Source organism: Bacteroidota bacterium, assembly GCA_030706745.1.
In the GTDB taxonomy this organism is placed as follows: domain Bacteria; phylum Bacteroidota; class Ignavibacteria; order Palsa-1295; family Palsa-1295; genus PALSA-1295.
Genome location: JAUZNX010000018.1, coordinates 38,404 through 63,297 on the forward strand (window position 1 = coordinate 38,404; position 24,894 = coordinate 63,297).

At 52.7% G+C, this 24,894-nt stretch carries 10 protein-coding genes; 3 read left to right on the plus strand and 7 right to left on the minus strand.

The genetic code is table 11. The annotated features are described in order from the left end of the window. Position 1: 1 nt before the first annotated feature. The 7 genes from Q8902_14680 to Q8902_14710 all read right to left on the minus strand — a co-directional run bounded on the left by Q8902_14680 (position 2) and on the right by Q8902_14710 (position 17,258). Entirely contained in the window at positions 2–6,412 is a 6,411-nt protein-coding gene (locus Q8902_14680; protein ID MDP4200803.1) for a HAMP domain-containing protein, read from the minus strand. 510 nt (positions 6,413–6,922) lie between these two features. Continuing rightward, on the minus strand, positions 6,923–7,426 hold the full coding sequence (locus Q8902_14685) for an FG-GAP repeat protein (GenBank protein ID MDP4200804.1): 504 nt from the start codon (positions 7,424–7,426) through the stop codon (positions 6,923–6,925). Positions 7,427–7,678: 252 nt separating this feature from the next. After that, the gene (locus tag Q8902_14690; protein ID MDP4200805.1) at positions 7,679–9,592 is read right to left on the minus strand and encodes an aryl-sulfate sulfotransferase; all 1,914 of its coding nucleotides are present in this window, start codon (positions 9,590–9,592) and stop codon (positions 7,679–7,681) included. A gap of 92 nt (positions 9,593–9,684) precedes the next feature. After that, positions 9,685–13,656: a choice-of-anchor D domain-containing protein gene (locus tag Q8902_14695; GenBank protein ID MDP4200806.1), complete on the minus strand. Its 3,972-nt coding sequence runs from the start codon at positions 13,654–13,656 to the stop codon at positions 9,685–9,687. 24 nt (positions 13,657–13,680) lie between these two features. Next, on the minus strand, positions 13,681–15,753 hold the full coding sequence (locus tag Q8902_14700) for an OmpA family protein (protein MDP4200807.1): 2,073 nt from the start codon (positions 15,751–15,753) through the stop codon (positions 13,681–13,683). A gap of 164 nt (positions 15,754–15,917) precedes the next feature. Further along, a complete protein-coding gene (locus Q8902_14705; GenBank protein MDP4200808.1) occupies positions 15,918–16,577 on the minus strand; it encodes a hypothetical protein in 660 nt (219 codons plus the stop codon). A gap of 9 nt (positions 16,578–16,586) precedes the next feature. After that, a complete protein-coding gene (locus Q8902_14710) occupies positions 16,587–17,258 on the minus strand; it encodes an RNA polymerase sigma factor (protein ID MDP4200809.1) in 672 nt (223 codons plus the stop codon). A 1,161-nt stretch (positions 17,259–18,419) separates the two neighbouring features. On the opposite strand from Q8902_14710, the gene Q8902_14715 reads away from it, so the two are divergent. The 3 genes from Q8902_14715 to Q8902_14725 form a co-directional block, all read left to right on the plus strand. Next, on the plus strand, positions 18,420–19,658 hold the full coding sequence (locus tag Q8902_14715; GenBank protein MDP4200810.1) for a T9SS type A sorting domain-containing protein: 1,239 nt from the start codon (positions 18,420–18,422) through the stop codon (positions 19,656–19,658). 69 nt (positions 19,659–19,727) lie between these two features. Continuing rightward, the gene (locus tag Q8902_14720) at positions 19,728–22,895 is read left to right on the plus strand and encodes a choice-of-anchor D domain-containing protein (protein MDP4200811.1); all 3,168 of its coding nucleotides are present in this window, start codon (positions 19,728–19,730) and stop codon (positions 22,893–22,895) included. A 64-nt stretch (positions 22,896–22,959) separates the two neighbouring features. Next, positions 22,960–24,894 (plus strand): hypothetical protein (locus tag Q8902_14725; GenBank protein ID MDP4200812.1); only part of this gene is annotated, 1,935 nt, incomplete at its 3' end.

Genomic DNA, 24,894 nt, shown 5'->3' on the forward strand with positions numbered 1-24,894 from the left:
TTTATTTGAAGAGCCATACACGCAATAGAGACAATAGCTGATCGACATCAACCGGCTTTGTAATATAATCCGAGGCTCCGGCTTCGATGCATTTCTCGCGATCCCCGCGCATGGCCTTAGCTGTTACCGCAATAACTGGCATCGATTTCAACCGTTTATTCCGGCGGATTTGCCGCATTGCCTCGTAACCATCCATTCCCGGCATCATGATATCCATTAGGATGACATCGAACTCCGGACTCTGATTCAGCTTGTCGAGTGCTTCCTGACCGCTTTCCGCATAGCTGACTTTCATATTGTGTCGTTCGAGAAAGCTGGTGATCGCAAAGATATTGCGAATATCGTCGTCGACGATCAGTACCCGTTTGCCAGCCAATAACACATCGTTGGTATGAAGATTATCGATTCGTCGCCGTTTTTCCTCCGGAAGGTTCGCATGCGCTCGATGCAGAAAGAGCGCCGTCTCATCAAGCAATTTGTCGACAGAGTTCATGTCCTTGACGATGATGGATTCCGCAAGCTTATTCAGTTGCGAACTCTCCTTTTTCGTCAACTCTCGACCGGTATATACCACGATCGGTAAATCGGCAAGCCGGGAGTCCTTTCGGATGTTTTCAATCACTTCGAAGCCTGACATATCCGGCAAAGTCATATCTACGACCATGCAATCGAACTGTTCTGATTTCACTCGTTCGAGTGCTTCACGTCCGGTGCCGATCGAAACCAGTTCAACGTCCTGCCCTCCATCGATCATGTCTGCAATGGATTTCCGGTCGTTCTCGTCGCTCTCGGCGACTAGCAATCGCTTGACCGGCCGCGAGATGAACTGGCGCATCCGTTCCAGCGATTCATTTACATCATCCGGAGAAACCGGCTTCTGCAAATGGGTAATAGCCCCCATTCGCTTGCGTCGTGGAAGTCTGTCGACGACCGAAACAATGTGTACCGGAATATGTCGTGTTGCCGGGTCGTGCTTGAGACGATCGAGCACGGCAAGCCCATGAATGCCCGGCAGCAGAATGTCGAGCGTGATCGCATCCGGCTTGTAGCGTTTGGCATAGGCCAACCCCGTCTCACCCCGGCTGGCGTGAATGACCTTAAACTGCTTATCGTGAGCCATGTCGAGTAAGATCGCCGCGAATTTTGGATCATCTTCGATCACCAGCAGCAAGCTGTCACCCGGTTCAATTTGATCTCGATCATCTTCGATCTCTTCGGGATCCGCACTCGTTGCAGTCATTTCATTAGAGCCAGAACTGGTAGCAAGTTCTTCCCAGGCGGCAATTGAGTTCTTCGCTCGAAATCCATTGCGCTCGGTCGGCATGGAAATTCTCTCTATGCTCCCAGCCGAAAATTCGCTTGAATTCCCGTTTTCATTCTCGTGCGTCCCCATCGTGGTCGGCACGTAGTTCTCCGGTAGATAAAGGGTAAACTTGCTCCCCTTTCCTGGCTCACTCGAAAGCTGAATCTCGCCGCCGAGTAACCGAGCGATCTCCCGGCTGATCGAGAGCCCGAGACCCGTGCCGCCATATTCGCGGCTCGTCGTACCATCTGCCTGTTGGAATGATTCAAAAATGACACGGTGCTTCTCGGCCGGAATTCCAATGCCAGTATCGATGACAGAAAGCCCGACCACGGCTGAAGCTTTGTTCAGCAGTTCGTTGCCGAAGAACATGTCATCTGGGGCGCGCCGGATCTCAAGCTTCACACCGCCGGTATGAGTGAACTTGAACGCGTTCGAAAGCAGGTTCTTCAGGACCTGCTTCAGGCGTTTCTCATCTGTCATCATTTCTTCCGGCACATCCGAGGCCCGCATGAGATCGAACGTGAGTCCTTTCTCCTGGGCCACACTTTCGAACGTCCGGTGCATGTCCTCTTCAACTTCGCTCAGTTGGACCTGCCCGACATCCACCGCCACCGTGCCAGACTCGATCTTTGACAGGTCGAGGATCTCATTAATAAGTGCAAGCAAATCGGCTCCGGAAGAATGAATTGTTTCAGCGAATTCGATCTGCTTGTCCGTTAGATTGTGCTCCGGATTCTCTGAGAGCATCTTCGAGAGGATCAGCATCGAATTCAGCGGAGTCCGCAATTCATGCGACATATTCGCCAGGAATTCGCTCTTGTATTTCGAAGTCAGCACCAACTGTTCGGCCTTTTCTTCGAGTGCTCGACGCGCCAGTTCGATTTCGCGATTCTTGCGCTCCACTTCGGTCTTTTGTTCGCCCAGCAAACGCGCCTTGTCCTGAAGTTCGTCGTTCGTCTGCTGGAGTTCTTCTTGCTGCTTTTTGAGCAGCTCTTCTGAAGCTTGAAGTGACTTTGCCTGCTGTTCGAGACGGCGATTTGTCTCTGTCAGCTCTTGCTGCTGGGATTGCAGTTCCTGCGTCAGCGATTGCGATTGCGCCAGCAGTGCTTCCGTCCGCATGTTCGCTTCGATTGTATTCAAAACGATTCCGATCGACTCCGTCAATTGATCGAGGAATGCAAGATGGATCTCGTTGAACGCATGGAAGCTTGCCAGTTCAATAACGGCCTTCACCTGGCCTTCAAAGAGTACCGGCAACACCACAATATTCAGCGGAGCCGACTCACCAAGGCCAGAATTGATTTTGATATATTCGCTTGGGATTCCGTTGATGACAATGCGTTCTTTCTCCAACGCGCACTGCCCCACCAACCCTTCTCCAAGTTTGAACTGATTCGATAAATTCTTTCGCTCTTTATAGGCATAGCTCGCAAGCAGCTTCATGACCGGCTGATCACCTGTCGACTCTGAAATATAAAACACACCGTGCTGCATATTGACGAGTGGTGCCAGTTCGCTCAGGATCACGCGCGAAACCGTCCATAAGTCCTTTTGCCCCTGCAATAGTCGAGTGAATCTTGCAAGATTCGTTTTGAGCCAATCCTGTTCGGTATTCTTTCGAGTAGTATCCTTGAGGTTGCGGATCATCTCGTTTACATTGTCCTTGAGATACGCAACTTCACCCGCCGCTTCGACCGTGATCATTCGGGAGAGATCGCCCTTGGTCACAGCCGTAGCAACTTCGGCCATGGCGCGCACCTGCGTTGTCAGGTTAGCCGCGAGACGGTTTACATTATCAGTCAAATCTCTCCACGTTCCGGCGGCCCCCGGCACATTCGCCTGTCCACCGAGTTTTCCTTCGATACCGACCTCGCGCGCAACTGTCGTAACCTGATCGGCAAACGTCGCGAGTGTATCGATCATGGCGTTAATCGTATCGGCAAGTTCGGCGATTTCACCCATGGCCTCCACAGCAAGTTTGCGCTTCAGATTTCCATTGGCGACCGCGGTAACGACTCGCGCAATTCCGCGCACTTGCGTCGTGAGATTTGCCGCCATGAAGTTTACATTGTCGGTCAGGTCCTTCCAGACTCCGGCAACACCTCGCACTTCTGCCTGACCACCCAACTTACCTTCGGTGCCTACTTCGCGGGCCACACGGGTTACTTCCGATGCGAACGAATTGAGCTGGTCCACCATCGTATTGATTGTGTTCTTTAGCTCCAGGATCTCGCCCTTTACATCTACCGTGATCTTCTTGGACAAATCACCATTGGCCACGGCAGTCGTAACGTTTGCGATATTTCGCACTTGGCCCGTGAGGTTCGAGGCCATGAAATTTACATTATCGGTCAAATCCTTCCACGTTCCAGAAACACCTTTTACATCCGCCTGGCCGCCAAGTTTTCCTTCGGTACCTACTTCGCGCGCCACACGGGTTACCTCCGATGCGAATGAGTTAAGTTGATCGACCATCGTATTGATCGTATTCTTCAACTCGAGGATCTCGCCCTTTACGTCGACCGTGATTTTCTTCGACAAATCTCCATTCGCCACAGCCGTTGTCACATTTGCGATATTTCGCACCTGTGCCGTAAGGTTCGAGGCCATGAAATTCACATTGTCCGTCAAGTCCTTCCAGGTACCCGAGACACCTTTTACTTGCGCCTGGCCGCCGAGCTTTCCTTCTGTACCGACTTCTCGGGCGACGCGCGTTACCTCAGCCGCGAATGACGAGAGCTGATCGACCATCGTGTTGATCGTGTTCTTCAGCTCCAAAATTTCGCCTTTCACGTCCACCGTGATCTTCTTGGACAAATCTCCTGTCGCCACAGCCGTGGTAACTTCTGCAATGTTTCGCACCTGAGCCGTCAGGTTACCGGCCATCGAGTTTACATTGTCTGTCAAATCCTTCCACACACCCGCCACACCACGGACTTCGGCCTGACCGCCCAATTTGCCATCGGTTCCTACCTCGCGGGCCACACGGGTTACTTCGGAGGCAAACGATCCGAGCCGATCGACCATCGTGTTGATCGTATTCTTCAACTCGAGAATTTCACCTTTTACATCGACAGTGATTTTCTTCGAAAGATCACCATTCGCCACAGCCGTCGTGACATCGGCGATATTACGCACCTGACCGGTGAGGTTCGAGGCCATGAAATTCACATTGTCCGTAAGGTCTTTCCATGTACCGGCGACGCCTTTCACTTCGGCCTGACCGCCAAGCTTGCCTTCCGTACCGACTTCACGAGCCACACGCGTAACCTCTGCCGCGAACGAGTTAAGCTGGTCCACCATCGTATTGACCGTGTTCTTCAGCTCTAAGATTTCGCCTCGAACATCTACCGTGATTTTCTTCGACAAATCACCATTGGCGACCGCTGTGGTAACCTCCGCAATATTACGCACCTGAGATGTCAGGTTCGCAGCCATGAAGTTCACATTGTCGGTGAGGTCCTTCCACGTACCAGCGACGCCTTTCACTTCCGCTTGACCGCCAAGCTTTCCTTCCGTGCCCACTTCTCGGGCAACACGAGTCACTTCGGCAGCAAACGATGAAAGCTGATCGACCATTGTGTTGATCGTATTTTTCAACTCCAAAATCTCACCTTTAACATCTACCGTAATCTTCTTCGACAGATCGCCATTAGCGACCGCCGTCGTAACTTCGGCAATATTACGCACCTGCCCCGTAAGATTCGAGGCCATGAAATTTACATTATCCGTAAGGTCCTTCCAGACGCCCGCAACCCCTTTTACATCGGCTTGTCCGCCCAGTTTTCCTTCCGTACCGACTTCACGGGCGACACGAGTTACCTCAGCAGCGAAACTCGAAAGCTGATCGACCATCGTATTGATCGTATTCTTCAGCTCCAGGATTTCCCCTTTTACATCGACTGTGATTTTTTTAGAAAGATCACCATTGGCTACCGCCGTTGTAACTTCCGCGATGTTACGCACCTGGCCTGTAAGGTTCGAGGCCATGAAATTCACATTATCGGTAAGGTCTTTCCATGTACCCGAAACGCCCTTCACAATGGCCTGTCCGCCGAGCTTTCCTTCGGTACCTACTTCACGGGCCACACGAGTTACTTCCGAAGCAAACGAGTTAAGCTGATCAACCATCGTGTTGATCGTATTCTTCAGCTCCAGGATCTCACCTTTCACATCCACCGTGATCTTCTTGGACAAATCACCGGTCGCAACGGCCGTCGTAACCTCCGCAATATTACGGACTTGCGCCGTCAGGTTCGAGGCCATGAAATTCACATTGTCTGTCAAATCCTTCCATGTGCCCGAGACACCCTTAACCTGCGCCTGACCACCAAGTTTCCCTTCCGTACCTACTTCGCGGGCTACACGAGTTACTTCCGATGCAAAGCTCGAAAGCTGGTCGACCATCGTATTGATCGTATTCTTCAGCTCCAGAATTTCGCCTTTTACATCCACCGTAATCTTCTTCGAGAGGTCTCCATTCGCCACTGCTGTCGTCACCTCAGCAATGTTACGCACTTGACCTGTCAGGTTCGAGGCCATGAAGTTCACATTGTCCGTGAGGTCTTTCCACGTTCCCGAAACGCCCTTGACAACGGCTTGTCCACCAAGTTTCCCTTCTGTACCTACTTCGCGGGCCACACGGGTCACCTCCGATGCGAACGAGGCAAGCTGCTCGACCATCGTATTGACCACCTTGCCCGTCCGAAGAAACTCACCCTTGAGCGGCCGACCTTCAATTTCCAGCGTCATTGTTTGCGATAGATCTCCCTTGGCCACACTACCGATGACGCGAGCAACCTCCGTCAGTGGCTGTGCCAGATCGCTAATAAGAGTATTCACGCCCTCGACGGCGACCGCCCATGCGCCAGCCGCATTCGGAAGCGCCGCCCGCTGGGTAATCTTACCTTCTTTGCCCACAGCCGCACTCGTTCGCTCGAGTTCGCGAACCAGACTCTGGTTCATTTCGATGATCTCATTGAGCTCCTGTGCGATCCGGTACGTCAGCGGATCCGATACGGCCAGCGTCTCATCCACATTGAACCGCGAAGCGAAATCACCCTTCCGGACTGCAACCAATGTAGAAAGTAATCGGCGGGCCGCCATCGTATCGATCTGCTCCGTACGTACCTTTTCATTCGGACTGTGGCCATTTGACCCGCTGTTACCCGACGATCCGAGTGTAAGGCTGCCGGTCCCAATCTCGCCCAAAGATGATTGTTTAGCTTTACGTCCCCTCATACCAGCCTTGTCGAAGGATTGATTTTCTGTAGCACGACTGCGGATACCATCTCCGTTTTCGTTCGACAGTTTGCTCGTCATCTTTGATTTCATGGCAGTTTCCTAAATAGGTGTCCTCTTACAATTTCAAATTGGAACGGGACTCGCGTCACAGAATTGCGCGCCGTCACACCGGGCCCCGCAAGATTTCATCAAATCGGCGACAATAACCGAGCTTGTTCCATCCTGATGGTCTTGCGATAAAACAGAAGAGCTGTGCGACAAAAAGCGGGCCACCCACTTTTCAAACACACGAATCGAGTGTCTGGAGCAACTCCCAGTTACTCCAGAATATCAAAAGACAACTGGTTCCAACACTCTAAATGCCTGGCAGTCTTACTGCTTGATGGTCAGCGCTTCAATCTTGTTGATCCTGCCATCGGCACTGCTGACGGAAATTACGATATCTGCCATGCCGTCGCCATTCACATCACCGATTGCAACCGATCCGAGATTTGGCTGCGGAGGAGTACCTTTGGATACACTGCCCCATTCTTTGGTGATGGTGATCGGCTGGTGCTGGCGCTTACCGGAGGCCATGCCCGATGAGGTCTCATGAGCAGTGATGACCGAGGTGAAAGTGATCGTGGCTGAAGTCGTCGAATTAATTGGAAGGCCGGCTCCGCTGGCATTCGTGAGTGAAAGTTTGTAGGTGCCTCCTCCCATGATTGGAAAGCTCCCCTTCAGCTTACCACCGGATGGGATCAGTTTGACAATCTTGGCCGGCCCCTTGGCACCTTCAATCTTCAGATAGTAATTCAGCGCGGCTCTCGATGGGGCTGCGAAGGCAAACATCAGCACACTCGCGAATAGAGCAAATCGAATCGATCGAATGATCATGGCTGTTTTGGAAAAAGTGACGGAAACAGACAACTCCGGAACACAATCGCATGGCGATCAACGCTCCCGGAGCCGCTTACTTATGACATAGGCAAATCGAATTAGGCCATAGGCGCACCATGCTGCCAACCAGACGAGCAACATTCCTGGAATACGTAGAAAGCCAACGAAAACCAGCGTCCCAAAGAAGATCGCAAGAGTGATCAATGGAAAATGCTGGAGCCGGTCTCGACCAATGGTGGGTATGTGCATCTATTTAGCGATCTCAATCCGTTTGGTGAAAGTCCCCTCGCCGGTTCGCAACACGCAGAGATACAAACCGTTCTGGAGTGCGGAGACATCCACTGTGAATGCATGCGGGCCTGCCTGAAGCCATCCGGAAACAACCACTGCAGCTTCATGTCCAAGTGCGTCGAAAATGCGAAGGTCCGCGCTCATCTCATGGGGTAGTGCGATCGAAATAGTAGTGAGCTTCATTGCGGGGTTTGGGTAGACATCTCCGAGTACTGCTGACTCAGGAATATCCGAGAGATAATGCGGGATGACTCCAGCGAACGATGCCGGTGGAGTCCAAGGGAATTTGAATGCCCGATAGGTCAGATACGGCTGCTGCATGTCCATCTCGAGTGCGATCGAACCATCGGAGTGCACTTCCGTGAACGCTGGATTTCGAGTCGATAGGATATTATCGCCACCCCATCCTATAAAGGTATTGCCATTCGGAAGTCGCTGGACATCCCCCATGTACGTGCTGGTATCTCTTCGGCCTTCATCGTACGACCATACAAGTGTAGCGGTCTTCGCTTTCTCATCAAGCGCGTATTCGAGAGCGCGCGAGTAATTTGCGGCGTTTGGATTGTGAAGCCGGTGGTCGTTACCATTATCGAAAATGGTGATATGACCGTTTGCGATTCGACGCACATGATGCTGGTGCGAAAAGCCGATTGTATCTCCGATTATAGTAAACTCATTTCTATTCCCACCCCATCGCCAGACAATCCGGTTCGAATCCCTACTAATCTTCGTGATTTCATCCAAATGGCGGGCCGAAAGCAGAATCGTGCCGTCTGTATCAATATCCAATGAGTTTGCATGGACTTCATCGATGTTCTGTTGCGCAAGGCCGTGAGGGTACTCGACCATCTCCGGAACGGAGAAATTTCCCGAGTCGAAACTGCGCCAGTTAAAAATAACATTCTTCGCCGAGTCCAACTCCTGAATCACCACTCCAATAACATTTGCATTGGTGTTGCCACCCATGACATATTGACTCAGGTCAATCTTCTGCTCCGTATCATACGCCATAAGCAATGCGTGATGATTGGGTAGTAAAACGATATCATGGAGATCGGTCGCGTACCCATTCTTCGCCCAAAAGCTATCGACGATAGTAAACGTTGAGTCCATGACATAATACCGGAAGGTCGCGTCGCGATAGAAGCTGAACTGACCGTTCGGATTGAGTTTGAAATCGGTCATGCGACTATCACCGGCTCGGGACCATAGTACCCGGCCTGAGTCATTAATAATCGCAAGGTATGGAATATATGGGGTTGGGGCTTGGGCAGAATTGAATGTAGCGATGAAGATACTGCCGGCTGAAGGATTGTCGATCGTCGTCATCGTCAGTTTCGGGAAAAAGGGCAACGAATCATCCTGCACCATACTTGGTAGGAATGGAATCGGGACGGCGCCCGGGGCCATCGCCGCATCCGGCGCGAACTCTAAACTGCTCACTGACTGAATTTGCGAATGGCCTGTAAGAGGCTTGGACTGTATTGTAAAATAGAACCAGAGTGAATCCACCAACTTGCCGCCCGTTGTACGGATTCCTCGCGCCAATGAGACTCGGACACGTTCAGAATAGGTGAACGCCAACTTAGACGTAAACACGAGCGTCTTCTTGTCATCTGAAAGGACGAATGTTCCGGCATGCGTGCCACTAAACGTTCCTGTAACTTTGAGGAGCGATGCTTTGACCGTTGAACGATTGATCGAATCGCCAGGTCGAATGATAATATTCGTCTGACGAGGTATCGCTGTTGCGCCTCTGGATGGGAATTGATATTGAACATTCAGCGTGCTGCTCCGCTGCGCCATCCCTGGCGTGGCGAGCAGAATCAGCAACGACAAGATCCGACATGAAAGGCGACGAAGATTCCTCATATCATCATTAGAAATGGCAGACTACCGCAAAGCAGAAAAACACGCTTCGGCGACGTTGATCACGAACACACCGCGATCAACTTTTGTGGCGGCTATTTATCAATTAGAAATGGCACTGTGCTCACCCAGTCCAGTGAACGCACCCGAAGGAAATATCGCCCTGATGCCAAACCGGTAACTTGAACCGGCAGCCGATAGCTACCGCGCGAAAAACCGCCCGCAAATGCTAATCGCACTAAATTGCCGGTGATGTCAAATATCTCTCCAGTTACATAGCCATCGTTGCCAAGCTTGACGGGCACGCTTGCATCGTCGGCAACAACGGTTGGGATAACTGGACCCAGGGAATACGCCCCACTCACTGAGATGCTGCCGTTGAGTCCAGTACAATCCTGAACTGTGATCTGGCCTGGAGAAACTCGGAGTTCGAAGAGCGAGTCGGGTTCGATTGCCAGACTCAAAACAGAACTCGCCCGCGGCCCGAGCAGACCAAGTAATTGTATTGTATGAATTTGTTGCGGGGCCTTGCCAAAGTTGATTATCTGGTCAAATGAGTATTGTCCCGAAGCCGTCTTCTGTCCTCCACCGGTCGGCCACACGACTTGAGGATCATATAGCAGGGTAACAGACAAAGGAATCGAATCCTTGAAAGTTGAAGAGTCCAGGCGAATGTCGATGGGCATGATGCTTCCGGACAGCACTGTTGCACTTGCCACCGTAAAGTGTGCCCACGGCTTGGCAATCGGCGCGCCGACGCCAAAAAGAATCGGCCGGGCGGTTGAACCGATGTGAAGCGTGTCGGACGCCGCGCCTGCCTGCTTTGGGCAAAACCGAAAATGGAGTTCTCGGGACGAGCCCGAGGAAATCACTATTGGCAGCATCGCGGCATCCAGAAACTCGAATGGAGCCGAGACTGGAAGCAAATTGATTGTGAGGGGTGGCCCGCACGGATTTTCGATAAGCATCGAGTCCTCGATGCAAGCCCCTACAAGTGCTGTATCGAACATGACATTCGCAGCCCTAATGACCGAAAGGCTCCCCATACCTCGCAGCAACACTGAATAAGTCGAATCGCAGAGTCCGGCCATCGCAAGAATATCAAGACGGTTCGAATCAATCGCTTCAGCAGCCGGAAAAAACACAACACGGATCTTCACGCTATCCAAAGGCAAGATCGTGGCTTGGGAATCCAGCAGCCCGAATGCTCCACCCCATTGTGTCATATCAATATGCAGAGCGGTTGTATCCATGTCGCGATTCCGAATCAGAATCGTCGCAGTATCACTCGAGCCCAAACACAAATCATGGAAATCAAGAACCGAATCCATCGCGAGCAATGGCGCCGAGACCTGGTATTCCAGGATAGTGGTGAAGGTTGAATCGGCGGATACATAGTGAAGGGTGTCCTTAAAAATCCCAACCCTATCGGTTGTCAAGCTCCATAGCACGATTGCTTCGCCGTGCGCCGGAATGATCGTTGGGACCGCTGGCGAAATAATCCGGATCTGCTGGGAGGCACTCGTAGCGGAGACAAGCGTTATTGTGTCATTCCCAACATTCAAAATAGCTTCCTGAAATGAAGTTGAGGCACCCAGACAAATATCTCCTAAGCCTGCGGTGGATTCTATGTCGAGTCTACGAAGAACGGCATGCCCCGAAACGAGGAGGGAATCCTCTTTTCCATCGAGCGGAAATTTGAATGCTTGATCGCCGGAATCCGAAGGGCAATAGATGATCTGGGCTTTGGCGGTCGCACCCGGTGCCAATGCAGAATCTCGTGGAGTCAATCTCAAACTGAATGGAGGAGAATTCCACTCAGTCGAATTCAGATAGAGCGTGTCGGTGCCGGCTGAGCGGAAGGTCACCGTCGCAGTGTCACATGCACCGACCAACACCCTTGCGAAGTGGATGAAGGGAGGCGTCAGCACCAACGAGTCATTGCGCTTGACACCAAAGCCCCTGAGTGTAATTCTACGTGTGAGACTCAGACTATCATTCGAGTATATCGTGAGTGATCCCGTGGCGCTGCCAATCGCTTGTGGGCAAAATGTCACTTCGATCGTGTCAATCGAATTTGGCGAAAGAACGATAGGCCCCGACGCATTGGCGCTAAAGACAATACCCGCGAGTCTCAACGAGTCAACGCGAAGTGGCGCAGCACCTTGGTTGGCAATGATAAGTTTTCGAGTGCGGCAATGTGTCAGCCGGACCGTGTCGAAATCAAGAGAATCGACAACCACCAGGAACGGAGACGGGATCTGCGGCAGCATCGCCATTCCAACGTGCGACAGGATCCAATCGGGCTCCGAGTTCGCTGCAGTCTTTGATGGGAAGCGGACTTTTATCATCGCCATCACAAATTCGATCGAGTCATGGCTCTTTGGTATCCACTTGGTCCATGTACCCAATCGCCGCGACCGGACTGTATCGAAGTGTTGCCAATTGGTATGAAGCGACCTGTAATAAATCCGTACTGAATCGAGATCGTTGATTGTGTCTGGTGCAAAGCCTGTGAGCCGAATGAAATTGCCGAACTTGCCCATCCGCTGAGTATCGATTGAGATTCCTCCGGACGCAACTTGCGCAAGAGTCGTGGAGCCCGGCAGCACGGCAGAGCCATCCATCCGTAGCCGTCCGAGTCCGCCCGCACCACCGTTGGATTGACCCACCCCCCCATTGCCGCCTTTACCTCCTAATACTAGAAGCTCGGAATCGGCGAACGTGATCGATTTCGCGCTGGCCAAATAAATCGCCCCGCCAGAGCCGCCGCCGCCGCCCGCAGCATTCTTCCCGCCGTCGCTAGTGCCCGAATCACCGGAGGCATTGATGCTAGACCTTTGAATCAAAATTGAATCGAACGTGATAAGCGAAATTGCGCCGCCACCTCCGCCCCCCGATCCTGCCAACGAGTCGCTACCTTCCGCGTTGCCCGCACCACCACCAGAACCTCCGGCCAGTGGTATTAGAAAGCGGCCACCGCTACGTAAACCATTATTGGGCTGACTGCCGCCTGCACCGGTTACGCCATCGGTACCGAATCCCCCGCCGCCGCCGCCATAAGCCAGATTGGACGGCGTCGATTCACCACCTCCGGAACCTCCACCATAGCCGCCAGGCGCCGAGTTATGATTGTTCAGCCCCGCTGCCCCACTGGAACCGAATGGCGCGCCTGTACCCCCACCGCCCCCTTGATCTTCTTCAGGGCTACTACCTCCGCCGAGCACTCCGGTAATCGATCTGCCACCATTGTTGATTGTTGCATCGGAATCGCTACCCGCATTCGACGTTGGAGGTGGCGGACGAACACCACAATTACCGCCGCCGGTAAACCCAAAACCGCCTGCACCAGCAAAGCCATGTCCGCCTCCACCGCCGCCGGGTCCCGCATTCACGCCCTGCGCCCTGACCGAGATGGTACTGTTATTTAAAATGATGGGACCGTTAGAAAGGATTGTGACCGGCACGTATCGCGGATTGCCAGGTTGCAATGGATTTGGATTTTGAACGGAGACTGTGATCGTGGCATTGTTTGCAATAAGCTTATCGACGACGATCGTGTTGCCATCGGAGAGCGGACCATACGCACCTTCACCAATTGTGACGTTCCCGGAGAGTGTCGTGAATTGCTGTAGACCAACCACGCGAAAGACCGTGTCTGTATCCGAGCCGTTTGGATTCTTGACCACAAGTGGCACCAACATGGGCGAGTCGCTCGGCATGATGAAGACAGGCACCTGGAGGAGCCGTCCGCTCCAACTCGTTTCGATCGGGCCAATGATGATTCGGTTTGTGTCCGATGCGAATAACAGTCGGCAATCCGTTGAAGCTGGCGCAAGTCCGTCCGCTCCAAACCGTCCAGAGTCGTTCGCCCGTGCAAGCAGCTCAAGAACCACGGTCATTCCCGGCGCGGCCTGATCGGGACGAAGGGCAACGATTTGAGCGGAGGCTGGAAGGATGAAATATGAGGTATGGAATATGAAGCATAGCAGGGCCACGGAAGCAGTTCGCAATTGCCGCAAACGCTTGCCGCCTAAACTCGTGCTACACAATGCTTCACCGTTCATGTTTCATACATCATATGTCATATTCTATTTGACTGCCCTCTCGATGGTAATGTTAACCGTTCTTGAGAAAAATCGTCCCTCGGGTAGTCGGTTATCATAGAGGAGATCGTGAGAGCCCCGACCCTCCGTATGAAGATCGCCGGGAATAGCTGCCTTCTCATCCTTCAAGGCGATTTTTAAACGATCCGCTATTTGTGTTGCCCGATCCTGACTCAACTGGTCGTTGTGAGCAGCATCTCCGGTCTCATCCGTAAACCCCTGCACCAGAACGCGCTGAACTGGGATATGCGCAATCATGTCCGCAGCCCTGCGAACTTCGCGATCATTGCGGCGCTCGACTCGCGACTCATCAAAGCCAAACAAGATCAAACTGAACCGCTCGACTCGCTCCTCTCGGTCGCTTGTGACTCGCTGTATATCCAACGGGATCGCCGAATGTGCGTGAGCGTGATGTCCCGCACTATCGGTAACGTCATATTCGATCGAAAGAGAATCCGACAACTTCGAAAGCAATTCTTCTGTCGGAGCCCACAACTTCTCGGTGGTTGAGGATTTTGCATCGCCATTGAAGGATTGGAACTCCACCCCGCCAGCCTGAATCGACGCATGAGTCCGCAAAATATCTGGTCGCGAAACCGATGGTTTCAGTCGAATCTGATCTGGTGTTGCCAAGTGCTCGATATTCGTCACGACGATCGGGTCATTCACTCGCTCGTCATCCACTCGAAATTCCACTCGCCGGTTTTCGGCCTGGCCTTCGGCTGTCGTGACTGGACTTGGCCGTTCCGGCAACAGCGTTGCCTCACAGCGAATTTTGGTTGGATCGATCTGCCAAACACGCACGAGATAGTCTTTGACACGATTGACTCTGGCATGCGCAAGGGACAATCCTCCGCGTTCGTTGCCACTCGTGCTTCCGATCAGCGTCACTTGTGCCTTCGGGTGCTTTCGCAATCGGTCGCCGAGAATATTCAGCGTCTCTCGGTAGAGGTCCATCAACGCAACACCTTGTCGCTCCGTCGAACCTCGGAAGCTTCGGCTCGCCTCATCGAACGATGCGAATTGCAGGTAACGAGAGGGAAAAATCGATGACCCATCATCGAAGAAGATATAGTTCAGAATCGGATAGGCATTCCTGGTGCGGACTTCTTCAATCGTCATGCGAACGACCTTGGACTCTTTACCACTCTTGCCAACAGCCACTGCTTCGATGGAGGCGGTCAGCGGAGCCACCTCAGGCTCGCGATGAATCACAACCGGAACCTCGCTCTTCACAAACGTTGGAACGGTCTCTAGTCTTGGAGTCAGATCGAACATTAACGATACACCGGCCTTCGCATCGATTCCGCTCCAAAGTGCCGACCTTCCTGCTACAAGCCAATGATAGTCCAGCTCGATGTTTGGCGCCGCACGTAGCGTTCGCGAAAGAGGCACTTCATAGCTTGCAGCAATAGAGAAGCTTGGCAACATCGTCAGCTTGTCGCTTAGTGACCCACTCTGAAGTGTCGTATCTTGCGTATGACTGCTGAGGAATTCCGCTCCAGTCATGTGCTCCGTTTTGGAGTAGCTCCTCGTGATCGAGATTCCAATTGCAGGGCCGGCATGAAGAGCAAAAGCTGGACTCACTTGATACTCAAACCGACCTTCGATGCCAACCGTACTTAGCGTTGCGCTGATCTCGTGCTGAATCGTGAACGTGTCGAGGCTATTTCCGTCGACGCTCAGCCCTTCCGCACGTTGCGTCCAATCGAATTTCGCTTTCCGAAGATCGACAGAGATTGCCGGTGCAAATTTCCACTTCGAAAGATCTCCCCAAAAAGGAATCTCCGCCATCGCCCGGAGACCATAATCGCTGCCGGTCCCCTGATCGAACCGATCACAGCCTGTTTGGAAGATCGGCTCCTGAAAATTGCTGTTCGAGTAACTCGTCAAACCGCCAAACAACTCGAAGCCACCTCGAAGTGGACTATGCTCGATCGTGTAGCGGCTTTCGACGAGGGTATCGCGCAGGACCGTTGTATCCCGTGATGGCGATTGCGCTAGTGCAGCCACCGATCGGAACAGCAGTAAAAGAATCCCAAACGATTTCCATGTCACGATTCCCTTATTAACACCTTCCAGGGTACGGAAATTACATCCTGCAAACAATCACATTCTGGCCACCGGAGAAATCGAAGCCCGCTCCCCTTGCTTAAAGGAGCGGGCTGCGTGGATGATCGATCATCCATCGGGAGAGATCGTGTTACTACGGTGTCAAGTTATCATTTCGTGCCAATCTTCGGTTGATCGAGGATAATCGGACCACCACCAGCTACGCCGCTGACCGGATCTGCCGCTGCCTTCGGAGTGCTCGCAAGCTTAACGCTTTCATGCATCCGATGACGGACAGTAGCGGCGCGCTGGTGGTTATCCTGAACTTGTGGGGTCGGCGCCGCAATAGCGGTCTCAGCCTGGCTCCGATCGAGGGGCGCAACGGGGGACGCTGCATGCATCACAACTGGTGCCGGAGTGACCGGCGCCGGACTAATGACCGAGTGAAGTCCATAACCCGCCATGGCAGAGACACCCAGACCCGCGGCGGTGATGAGCGTGCTCACCTTCGTCGCAAAAATTGTTTTGAAGGCGCTCTTGGTCGCAGCCTGCGTAACCGCCTTCGTCGCTGCTTGCGTTGCAGCATTCGCGTGCTCCGAGCCGACCATTTCGGCGCCGGCAAGGCCAATCGCGGCGAACACCGACCGGCGAAGCGTGTGAGGGGGATTCACAGACGATTCATCGCGGTGCAATACCTTCTTCAGCACCAGCTCTGAGCGGAAGGACTTTCGAAGTCCATCGCTCGCTGCCAGCGAGATGAGGAACTCCTGCTCTTGCTCGAGCGTGAGTTCGTTATCGATGTATGAGCTGATCCGTTCGTCGTGTGTCATTGGCTTTTCTTAAAAGTCTGTTCCACTTTTCAATTCCATCCATGCGGCAATGATCTTGCGGAGCCGCTCCCGTGCTCTGAAGGCCCGGGTCTTTACGGTGACCATCGTGTCTCCCGTAATGTCCGCGATTTCCTGATAGGCATACCCATTGTACTCCCTCAGAACAAATGCCTCTCGCTGTGCCACCGGCAACTGCGCCAGGGCTCGTTCGAAGAGATCTCGTAAATCCGAGTCTTCGACTTCGTGCGTTCGAAGCATGGCATCGAACTCTGCAGAGGCATCTTCCAACGGATCCGGTGTCAGCTTCCGCGATCTCAGCGCGTTCATCGAAAGATTTCGAGCTACCGTAAAAAGCAACCCCGAAAACTTTGTCACGACGGCCTTCTCGTTTCGAAGCCGGTAAATCCGAACCCACACTTCCTGGAACACGTCCTGAGAGTCCTGCTCCGAACTCAAAAGACGTAGGATGTAAAGATACAGTGGCCGCTCGTACAGATCGTACAGCGCGCGGAATGCATCGTCATTTCCATCCAGGAATCGACTGAATAATCCGGTGTCGCGGTCCTTCTGCCGATTTCGAGAGTCGATCTGAACCGTTCCGCGATCCGGTTGGCCCGAAAGCCCCTCGATCGTCGAAACCTTGTCAATCGCGGGCCTTCGCCCTATTCCCGATTTCTGCATCGTAGTCTACAACTGCCGAAATACCCGATTCACGCCCTGCCTTCGCTGATTCCCTTCCATTTTCAATTTTTCTGGAAGAGCTTGGCATGCTGAATCATCTGAGCGACACGCCACAAGGCCCGTTTGTTACATGAGGTCTGGAAATACCTCCGTTTAGTTGCCGATAAGACACGAGAAGTTCTAAATTTCATGTTCATCCGCCTCGGCGGACTGCCGATTTCAAGCCAAGTTCGCCTTTGCCTACTGAAACAGGTGCCCAAAGTTAAAGTAAAACTTTAATTCTCTCTTTTGAATTGTCATTTAATGAACAGCCTCTCCATTTGCGGGAAACAGCCCAAGTTGTCAATGAGCTAATGACCGTCCCCATTCTTCATATTTCATACTTCATATTTCATATTTTCCCCGAAAACTGGTGCCCATCACTTTGCAGGTAACATAACACATTTTTTGCACGAATACAAATTCCGCCAAAAATATCTGTCGCTCTAAAAAGGCAGGCTATCGGGTGCGATTGAAACGGTGCGCGAGCATGACCTTGCACAGCCACTACTCCATTTCCACAGTTTCAATTAGATCGGACATTTTGGAACGAAGCAAGAATCTTTGCCCCAGCAATGCGGTTCGATGAACGGTAGTTTTCCCTGCCGATGCGCGACCGGGTCTCCGGTTCTCCAGCGCTTCGGTAACGCCCGGCCACCGGGATCAACAAAGTAGAAGCGGAGGACGCGTCTGATGCCGCGCCCGAAAGAAGCGGCTGCTTAAGCTTTGAGCATGGTGCTCAGAGCCGTGTTCGTTATTGAGCAGCGCTATGAAGAATTGTCCGAACAATCGAGCTCTCTCGCCCAGCGTCCCTTCGCCGGTCGCAATACTATGTGCATCCACGAGTCCGGATGTTCCATGCACCTCCTGCACCTTCGCACGTCCCGATCAATCAAAGTTTGCGCTGGCTCTCTTCGGGCTGGCACGAAAAAAAGACGGACTGCTGAAACAGTCCGTCCTTCTTAACCCAAGCCACACCCCATTCGTGAGAAATCACGAGTGGATTACCGATACCGCAAAGTTCCGGCGCGTGGGCTTATGGCTGGGGAGCACCACTGGTGCGCCCAAGGCTATAAGCCCCACGTGCTCGGAATAATTCTATTAAACAAAACCGACACGATTATGGCAAATACGCCAAATTCACTACCCAGAGCGGTCTCAGGCCGCCGCATCACAACTCCTCGATGGAGGAGCCTTTTGCCGCTACTCGCTATCCTGACAATAGCACTACCGATGGTCAGCATTGCGCAAACCCCAAACACCATAAATGCGATCGGGGCTGCTGTCGATGGATCATGTGGCACTACGAACGAATGCTGCGTTCATCTCCAACTGACAGTCAACCAGACGACGGACAAGGCAGTAGTCGATTTTGCCTCGGCAGTAAGTCCAATAGCGGACTGCATCGATCACGCCTGCATTAACCCGCCTGTTGCTACAGTGACAAAGAATAGTGCGGGAGAATTCGAATTCGATTTCTCGCCAGCGGCACAGCCTGGCATGGTGTATGACATTTACATCTGCGCACCGTCGAATTGCTGGTGCAACTGGTCATGGTGGAACGTCAACACCTCCAATCTTGGAGCGCCAGCTGGAGTTGGAGGTGGCGTAATCCCGAACTGTGGAGGATGCGTTGGAGGGAATCCTGTACCTACTGATTGTAGCGGCTGTGATACATTGATGGTCTACAAGCAGGACTGCTGGATCGACATCTGCGTCAATCATCTTGGCTCTGGCCCGAATTCGTTTACTCTTAATTTCAACCCACCATTACAGCCTTGCAATCATCCCAGCCCTACGGACCCACACGGTCCTTGCGAGGGTTGGACCAATCCAACTATCATCCCGCAGTATCCCTGGACCTATACGATTTCACCTGATGGCAGTACAATTATAGTATCTGGTGGCAACTATGAGCCTTGTCAGGAAGTCTGTATCGCAATCCCAACGTGCATGACCAGCGTTCCCCCGAGCGATACGCGCCAACCCGTTACAATTACACTTACGAGCCCAAACGCCTGCCCTGGCAATGGCGCAACTGTGGCGATGAAACAATCGGATGGGTCATGGATCCGGCCTGATGGATCATCAGCCAGTCCGAATTATCCGAACCCCGTAACAGCTTCGACGGGCTTCAAGACCCTTATTCCATTCACAACAGCAGTGCAGGGTACCGCCTACATTCGCGTTGTAAACGCGAAGGGAGAGGAAGTCCTGAAGGACAATGAAGATGTGACGTATGCCGGACAGCACTTCTTCTATTTTAGCGCCGATCAACTTCCATCTGGTACCTACTTCTATCAGATCGAATTTCCGAAGGGTGTTATCATTACCAGCAAAACAATTCTTGTCGTTAAGTAACAAATCTGATTGAGGAGTGCCAATCCGGCACTCCTCGATCTATTCAACTACTATTAATCATTCACACTTATGCGCTGGTGCCTGGTGGGCCTTCGTTTCTCGATCTTGTGCTGGATCCTTCCGGTCTTCAACCTCTCAGCTCAGACCCACTGGCAGCAACTTACTGTACCCGCAAACATTTCATCGCTCTCTCCTTATTTTGTTACTCCGGATTATGGATTCCTCTATACTTCTGGAATTACTGGTTGGACAGGTCCATTTGCTCCAGACCCTATTAGCCCGAATGGTAGCCAAACCGACCCGCCTGGAATCTACCGGACACTTGATGGCGGGATAACATGGAGGGCGATGGACATCGGTGAGATTGCGAACAAGAGTTATGCACTACTCGGTCAAATGCGTTTTACGTCAGCAACACATGGCTATCTTGCAGCTATCGTGCTGGACACCACAACAGGCTACCGGGGGGGACTATATGAAACCAAGGATAGTGGCAATCATTGGAATCGAATTTCACCAAATGGATTCGCCTTCGAATCGTTGACACTCACGGATTCATTGATCTTTCTCGTCCAGTTTGGTCAGCTTGGCAGCATACCTGAGGGTATTGCAATTTTCAACATCAATAATCGATCAATCCGTGAGGTCCCTGGTGCTGGGCCTTCCATTACGGGCAATGGTCATTCAACTATATACTCCCATCATAGAGATCAGAATAGTAGCCCAAACGGACTTACCATGCGTAGCAGCGACGGTGGCACAACCTGGACGACAAGTGAGATGGGCACGAAGGCACTCGAAAGCTGGTCCGTTTATTCCAAGGAGGGCTCGAACATCATTCTGCGCGTGGCAGAAATTCTTCCCGATGCCCCGTTAAGCGAAATACAACGCTCTACCGATGGAGGTCTCACTTGGAATTCCGTATATGAATCTATTGCTGAGCTTGCAATCGGCGACATTGATGGGAGCGACTGTGCGATCTATGCTCATGAGACACGCTTAGCGGGTCCCGATTCGGGGATTCTCCGATCTACTGACCTTGGTCTCACTTGGCAGAAGGTCGGCGGTCCAATCCATCGTTGTGACAGCCGTTCGCTCTCTGTGGTCGGCAATGGTGGCGTGGTTTACGCCGTCGATGATGGAGATTGGTACAACAGCAAGTCAGGTGCAGTCCTTTTCACGAAGCTCTGGCGCACGACAGATGGCGGCGATGGTGCGTTCGAGGCAGTGCATCCTGCGAACATTGCGCAGAGCGCTTTGCCGAGCATTCGTGGTTGCGAGAACGCGGCAATGCTGTTTAGGCTTTCCTATAATGTGTGTCTCACCGATCTATCATTGGATAGCATCGCCCTGCAAGGCGATACAATTCATTTCAGCCTAAGCTCAGTACCGCCACTACCGACTATTCTCACGAACGGGGCGAGTGATTCCTTTTATGTGCGCTTTCATCCTGGGAAGCAGGTCGGCAAATTCACGACCACCATCCACATTCGCGGCAGCTTACCGGGTGGATCGAGCAGCTACGACACAAATATTACTATTACCGCTACCTCTACCGCACCACAACCTGAACTCGCTACCAATACAACGTCTCTCGATTTGGGCATGGTAAGTCTGTGTCTCGGCCGGAAGGATACATCTGTTGTATTTACCAACTCTGGTTGCGAGCCAGATACACTGACGAGCGTAAACACTCTCGGCGAAGGATTCTCTTGGCTTCGCGATACTCTTCCAATCATCATCCAGCCGGGAGATTCGATATGGCTTCGCTTCCAGTTTGTACCATCGGATTCAGGCACGTTTACCGCCACGACAAAGCTCATTGTTACTTCGATGGGCCTAACCGAAACGCCACAGCTTGCCCTCTCTGGTCGAGGTGTGCATGGCACCGGCATTCTGAATGTGCTCAGCACGTCCTTGCAGGCTGGCAGCTTCTCCTTCTGCGCGGGAGATACTACGGTTTTCGACACAATCAGAAATACTGGTTGCGACACGCTTTTGCTCTCGAACGGGCAGCTTCAAGGCGATCCGACGTTTTCGCTGCTAACGCCATTGCCCCCGCAGCTTCCGCCGGACTCTGTGGCCATCATTTCGATTCACTTCTCGCCGCGCACCAAAGGCGCACACGCCGCTCGCCTTCTGTTTGATTCGCACAGCCTCCACGGCGGCGACACTGTCCGCAAAACTGCTATCGCGGTGAGCGGCGTGGGACTTCCGGGCGAGAAGTTTATCTCCGCGAGCCTTGCCTCGGCCAATTTCGACTCGCTCTACCGCTGCGAATCCCGCGATACGACGATTACGCTTTACAACACGGGGTGCGATACCTTGATCGTCTTCGGCGATTCGCTTTCGAACGGCGCATACTCCGCAGCCGCGCTCTTTCCCATCGTGATCCCGCCGAATGGTTCATCGCGAGTGACCGTTCATCTCACAGCAGACACGAACGGAATGAATGGGATCCTATCGTTCGCGAGCAATTCAGACACAGGCGCAATTTCGATTCCGATGACCGCGAGCATCATCGTTCCCTCGCATGTACATCTCTCGCTCTCCGCAGCGGACAGCGCGAAGGCCCGCGGGATGGTGACGTTCGATGTACTGCTAACGGGCAATCATTCGAGGCTGAGTGGCCTGCACTTCGATCTCACGCACAACGACGATCTGCTCGGGTATGCGCGCGGACTTTCGCCCGCGAGCACCAGCGGACCGAGCACAGCACAAGTGCAGCACTTCGATCTCGGCCCAATCCCCACCGGCGACACGATCGGCACGCTCACATTCAACGTATATCTATCCGATTCCACCACGACCTCGCTCATGCTTTCGAACATCACGTTCGATAACGCGCTGGGCCTTGCGCCGGACTGCATTGCATCGATCGATGACGCGGGATCGGGCTTCCGCTATATCTACTCCTGTAGCGACCATACACTCCAGCAATTCCTGCGGACCGGCACGATCAGCACGGGTGGCCAGAATTATCCGAATCCGGTCAATGCTTCGACTGGATTCGCAACGACCATTCCGTTCACGACGAGCGGCAACGGCATGGCATACATCCGAATCATGGATATGACAGGAAAAGAAATCCTGAGCGACCGACAAGAAGCGACCTACGCCGGGAAACACTTTTTCTATTTCGACGCCGACCGGTTACCTTCCGGTTCGTACCGCTATTCGATTGAATTCCCGAAAGGGAATATCATTCAAAGCCGAACAATGACCGTTGTTCGATAAACGCCATAGAATGGACGCCACACAATGTGCGGCGTCCATTCTACTGTTTTAAAAGAAGATCACTATGGAAGAGAAGTACACCTTTACTTCGCTCGCGTTTGCATTCGGGATTTGGATGCTCTTCACCAGTTCCGCATCGGCGCAATGGAAGCCAATCGGTCGATTACCGGCTACTCCGACCGCAGGCTTTTTTTGGGATCGAAATTCCGGCTTGGTCGCATGTTCTCCCAATTGGTGGAACCCCGTTCCGAGTGGGATGCCGGCTCTTTTCAAGACAACCAACGGTGGGCAAACGTGGACGGCCATTTCGATGACGATTTTTCCTACTTACAAAGGAAGCATAACAGGGATTTATATGAGAGACCGATTGAATGGGTGGCTAACGATTCATGTCTTCGATGTCCCTGGTGATTATTCTCCAGGGCTTTACCGGACGATGGACGGAGGGAACACATGGACTGTTGTGCCAAATTCAGTTCAATGGAATAATGTCTTTCAAACAAAAGAGGGGACTTTGTTTTTGAGTAATGGCGGAATTGCTTGCGCATCCGACTCCTTCTGCATGATCAGCTCGGCTGCATCTGCACAGCCTGCTAACAACGTAAAATTCAATGGGGACTCATTTGTATCGACAGATGCTGGCCAGAATTGGACTTCAGTTGGTCACAATCGAGAATCTTGGGGCGGACTTTATTACCAGAGTACAAGCCATATATTTTTCGATTATGGAGAAGGACCAGTCGTTGGCACGCCATCGCCCGAACTCTGGTCCACATCGGATTCAGGGCATACTTGGAATCCAGGTCCCTCGCCGCCGGGAATAGTGAAGAATGTGATAATGCAATCCACGACTGGTGATATCGAAGGCTCAGGAGAAGCATTTTACATTCAGAGTACATTCGGGCCAGGCATGTACCGCTCGACAGACCGCGGAGCTAGTTGGAAGTATGTTTATGGCCCTTCGAATAGACCAGATACTCGCTTTTGCGTGCTCCAGACCTGTAAGGGCGGAACCGTCATTGCGTTCGATACGGGCGGCGGCGTGTGGCTTACGACCAATGGTGGCGATGGCATGTTAAAAGAGGACGATACTTCCGCCGTCGTTATTAGTGCGCTCCCACGCATCAAGGCGTGTGATGCGAGTAAGGCTCTCACAACGATATTTAGCAACGCTTGCCCGAACGGTCTGCGCGTCGATAGCATCGCGCTCGTTGGCGATACCATTCACTTCTCACTCGATTCAGTTGCGGGGTTGCCCATAACATTCGGCGGCGGGACCAGCGATTCGTTTTACGTCCGCTTCACGCCACTCAAGCAAGCTGGCACATTTACGACCAAGCTCCATGTGCGCGGTGTGAACATCCTGCCAGATACAACGCTGCCGTTCGATACACTTATCGCGATCACGGCAACGGCAATGCCAGAGCCGCCGAGTCTTTTATCGGAGCTAACGCAATTCAATCTCGATTCCGCTAGCTTATGCAATGGCTTACGCGATACGAGCGTCACCTTCATCAATACCGGCTGCACATCGGATACGCTAACGGACGTAAGCACGCTCGGCGCGGGATTCTCCTGGCTTCGCGACTCACTGCCGATCGTAATCGCGAGCGGCGATTCGGTGCGGTTACGCTTTCGGTTTGTGCCTCCGGATTCGGGCGGCTTCTCGGGCACTGCGAAGCTCACGGTTGTCTCAATGGGACTGACCCAAACTCCACAACTTGGATTTTCTGGTGTGGGTGTCCATGGCACCGGCATTCTGAATGTGCTCAGCACGTCCTTGCAGGCTGGCAGCTTCTCCTTCTGCGCGGGAGATACAACGGTTTTCGACACAATCAGAAATACTGGTTGCGACACGCTTTTGCTCTCGAACGGGCAGCTTCAAGGCGATCCGACGTTTACGCTGCTCACGCCCTTGCCCACGCAGCTTCCGCCGGACTCTGTGGCCATCATTTCGATTCACTTCTCGCCGCGCACCAAAGGCCCGCACACCGCTCAA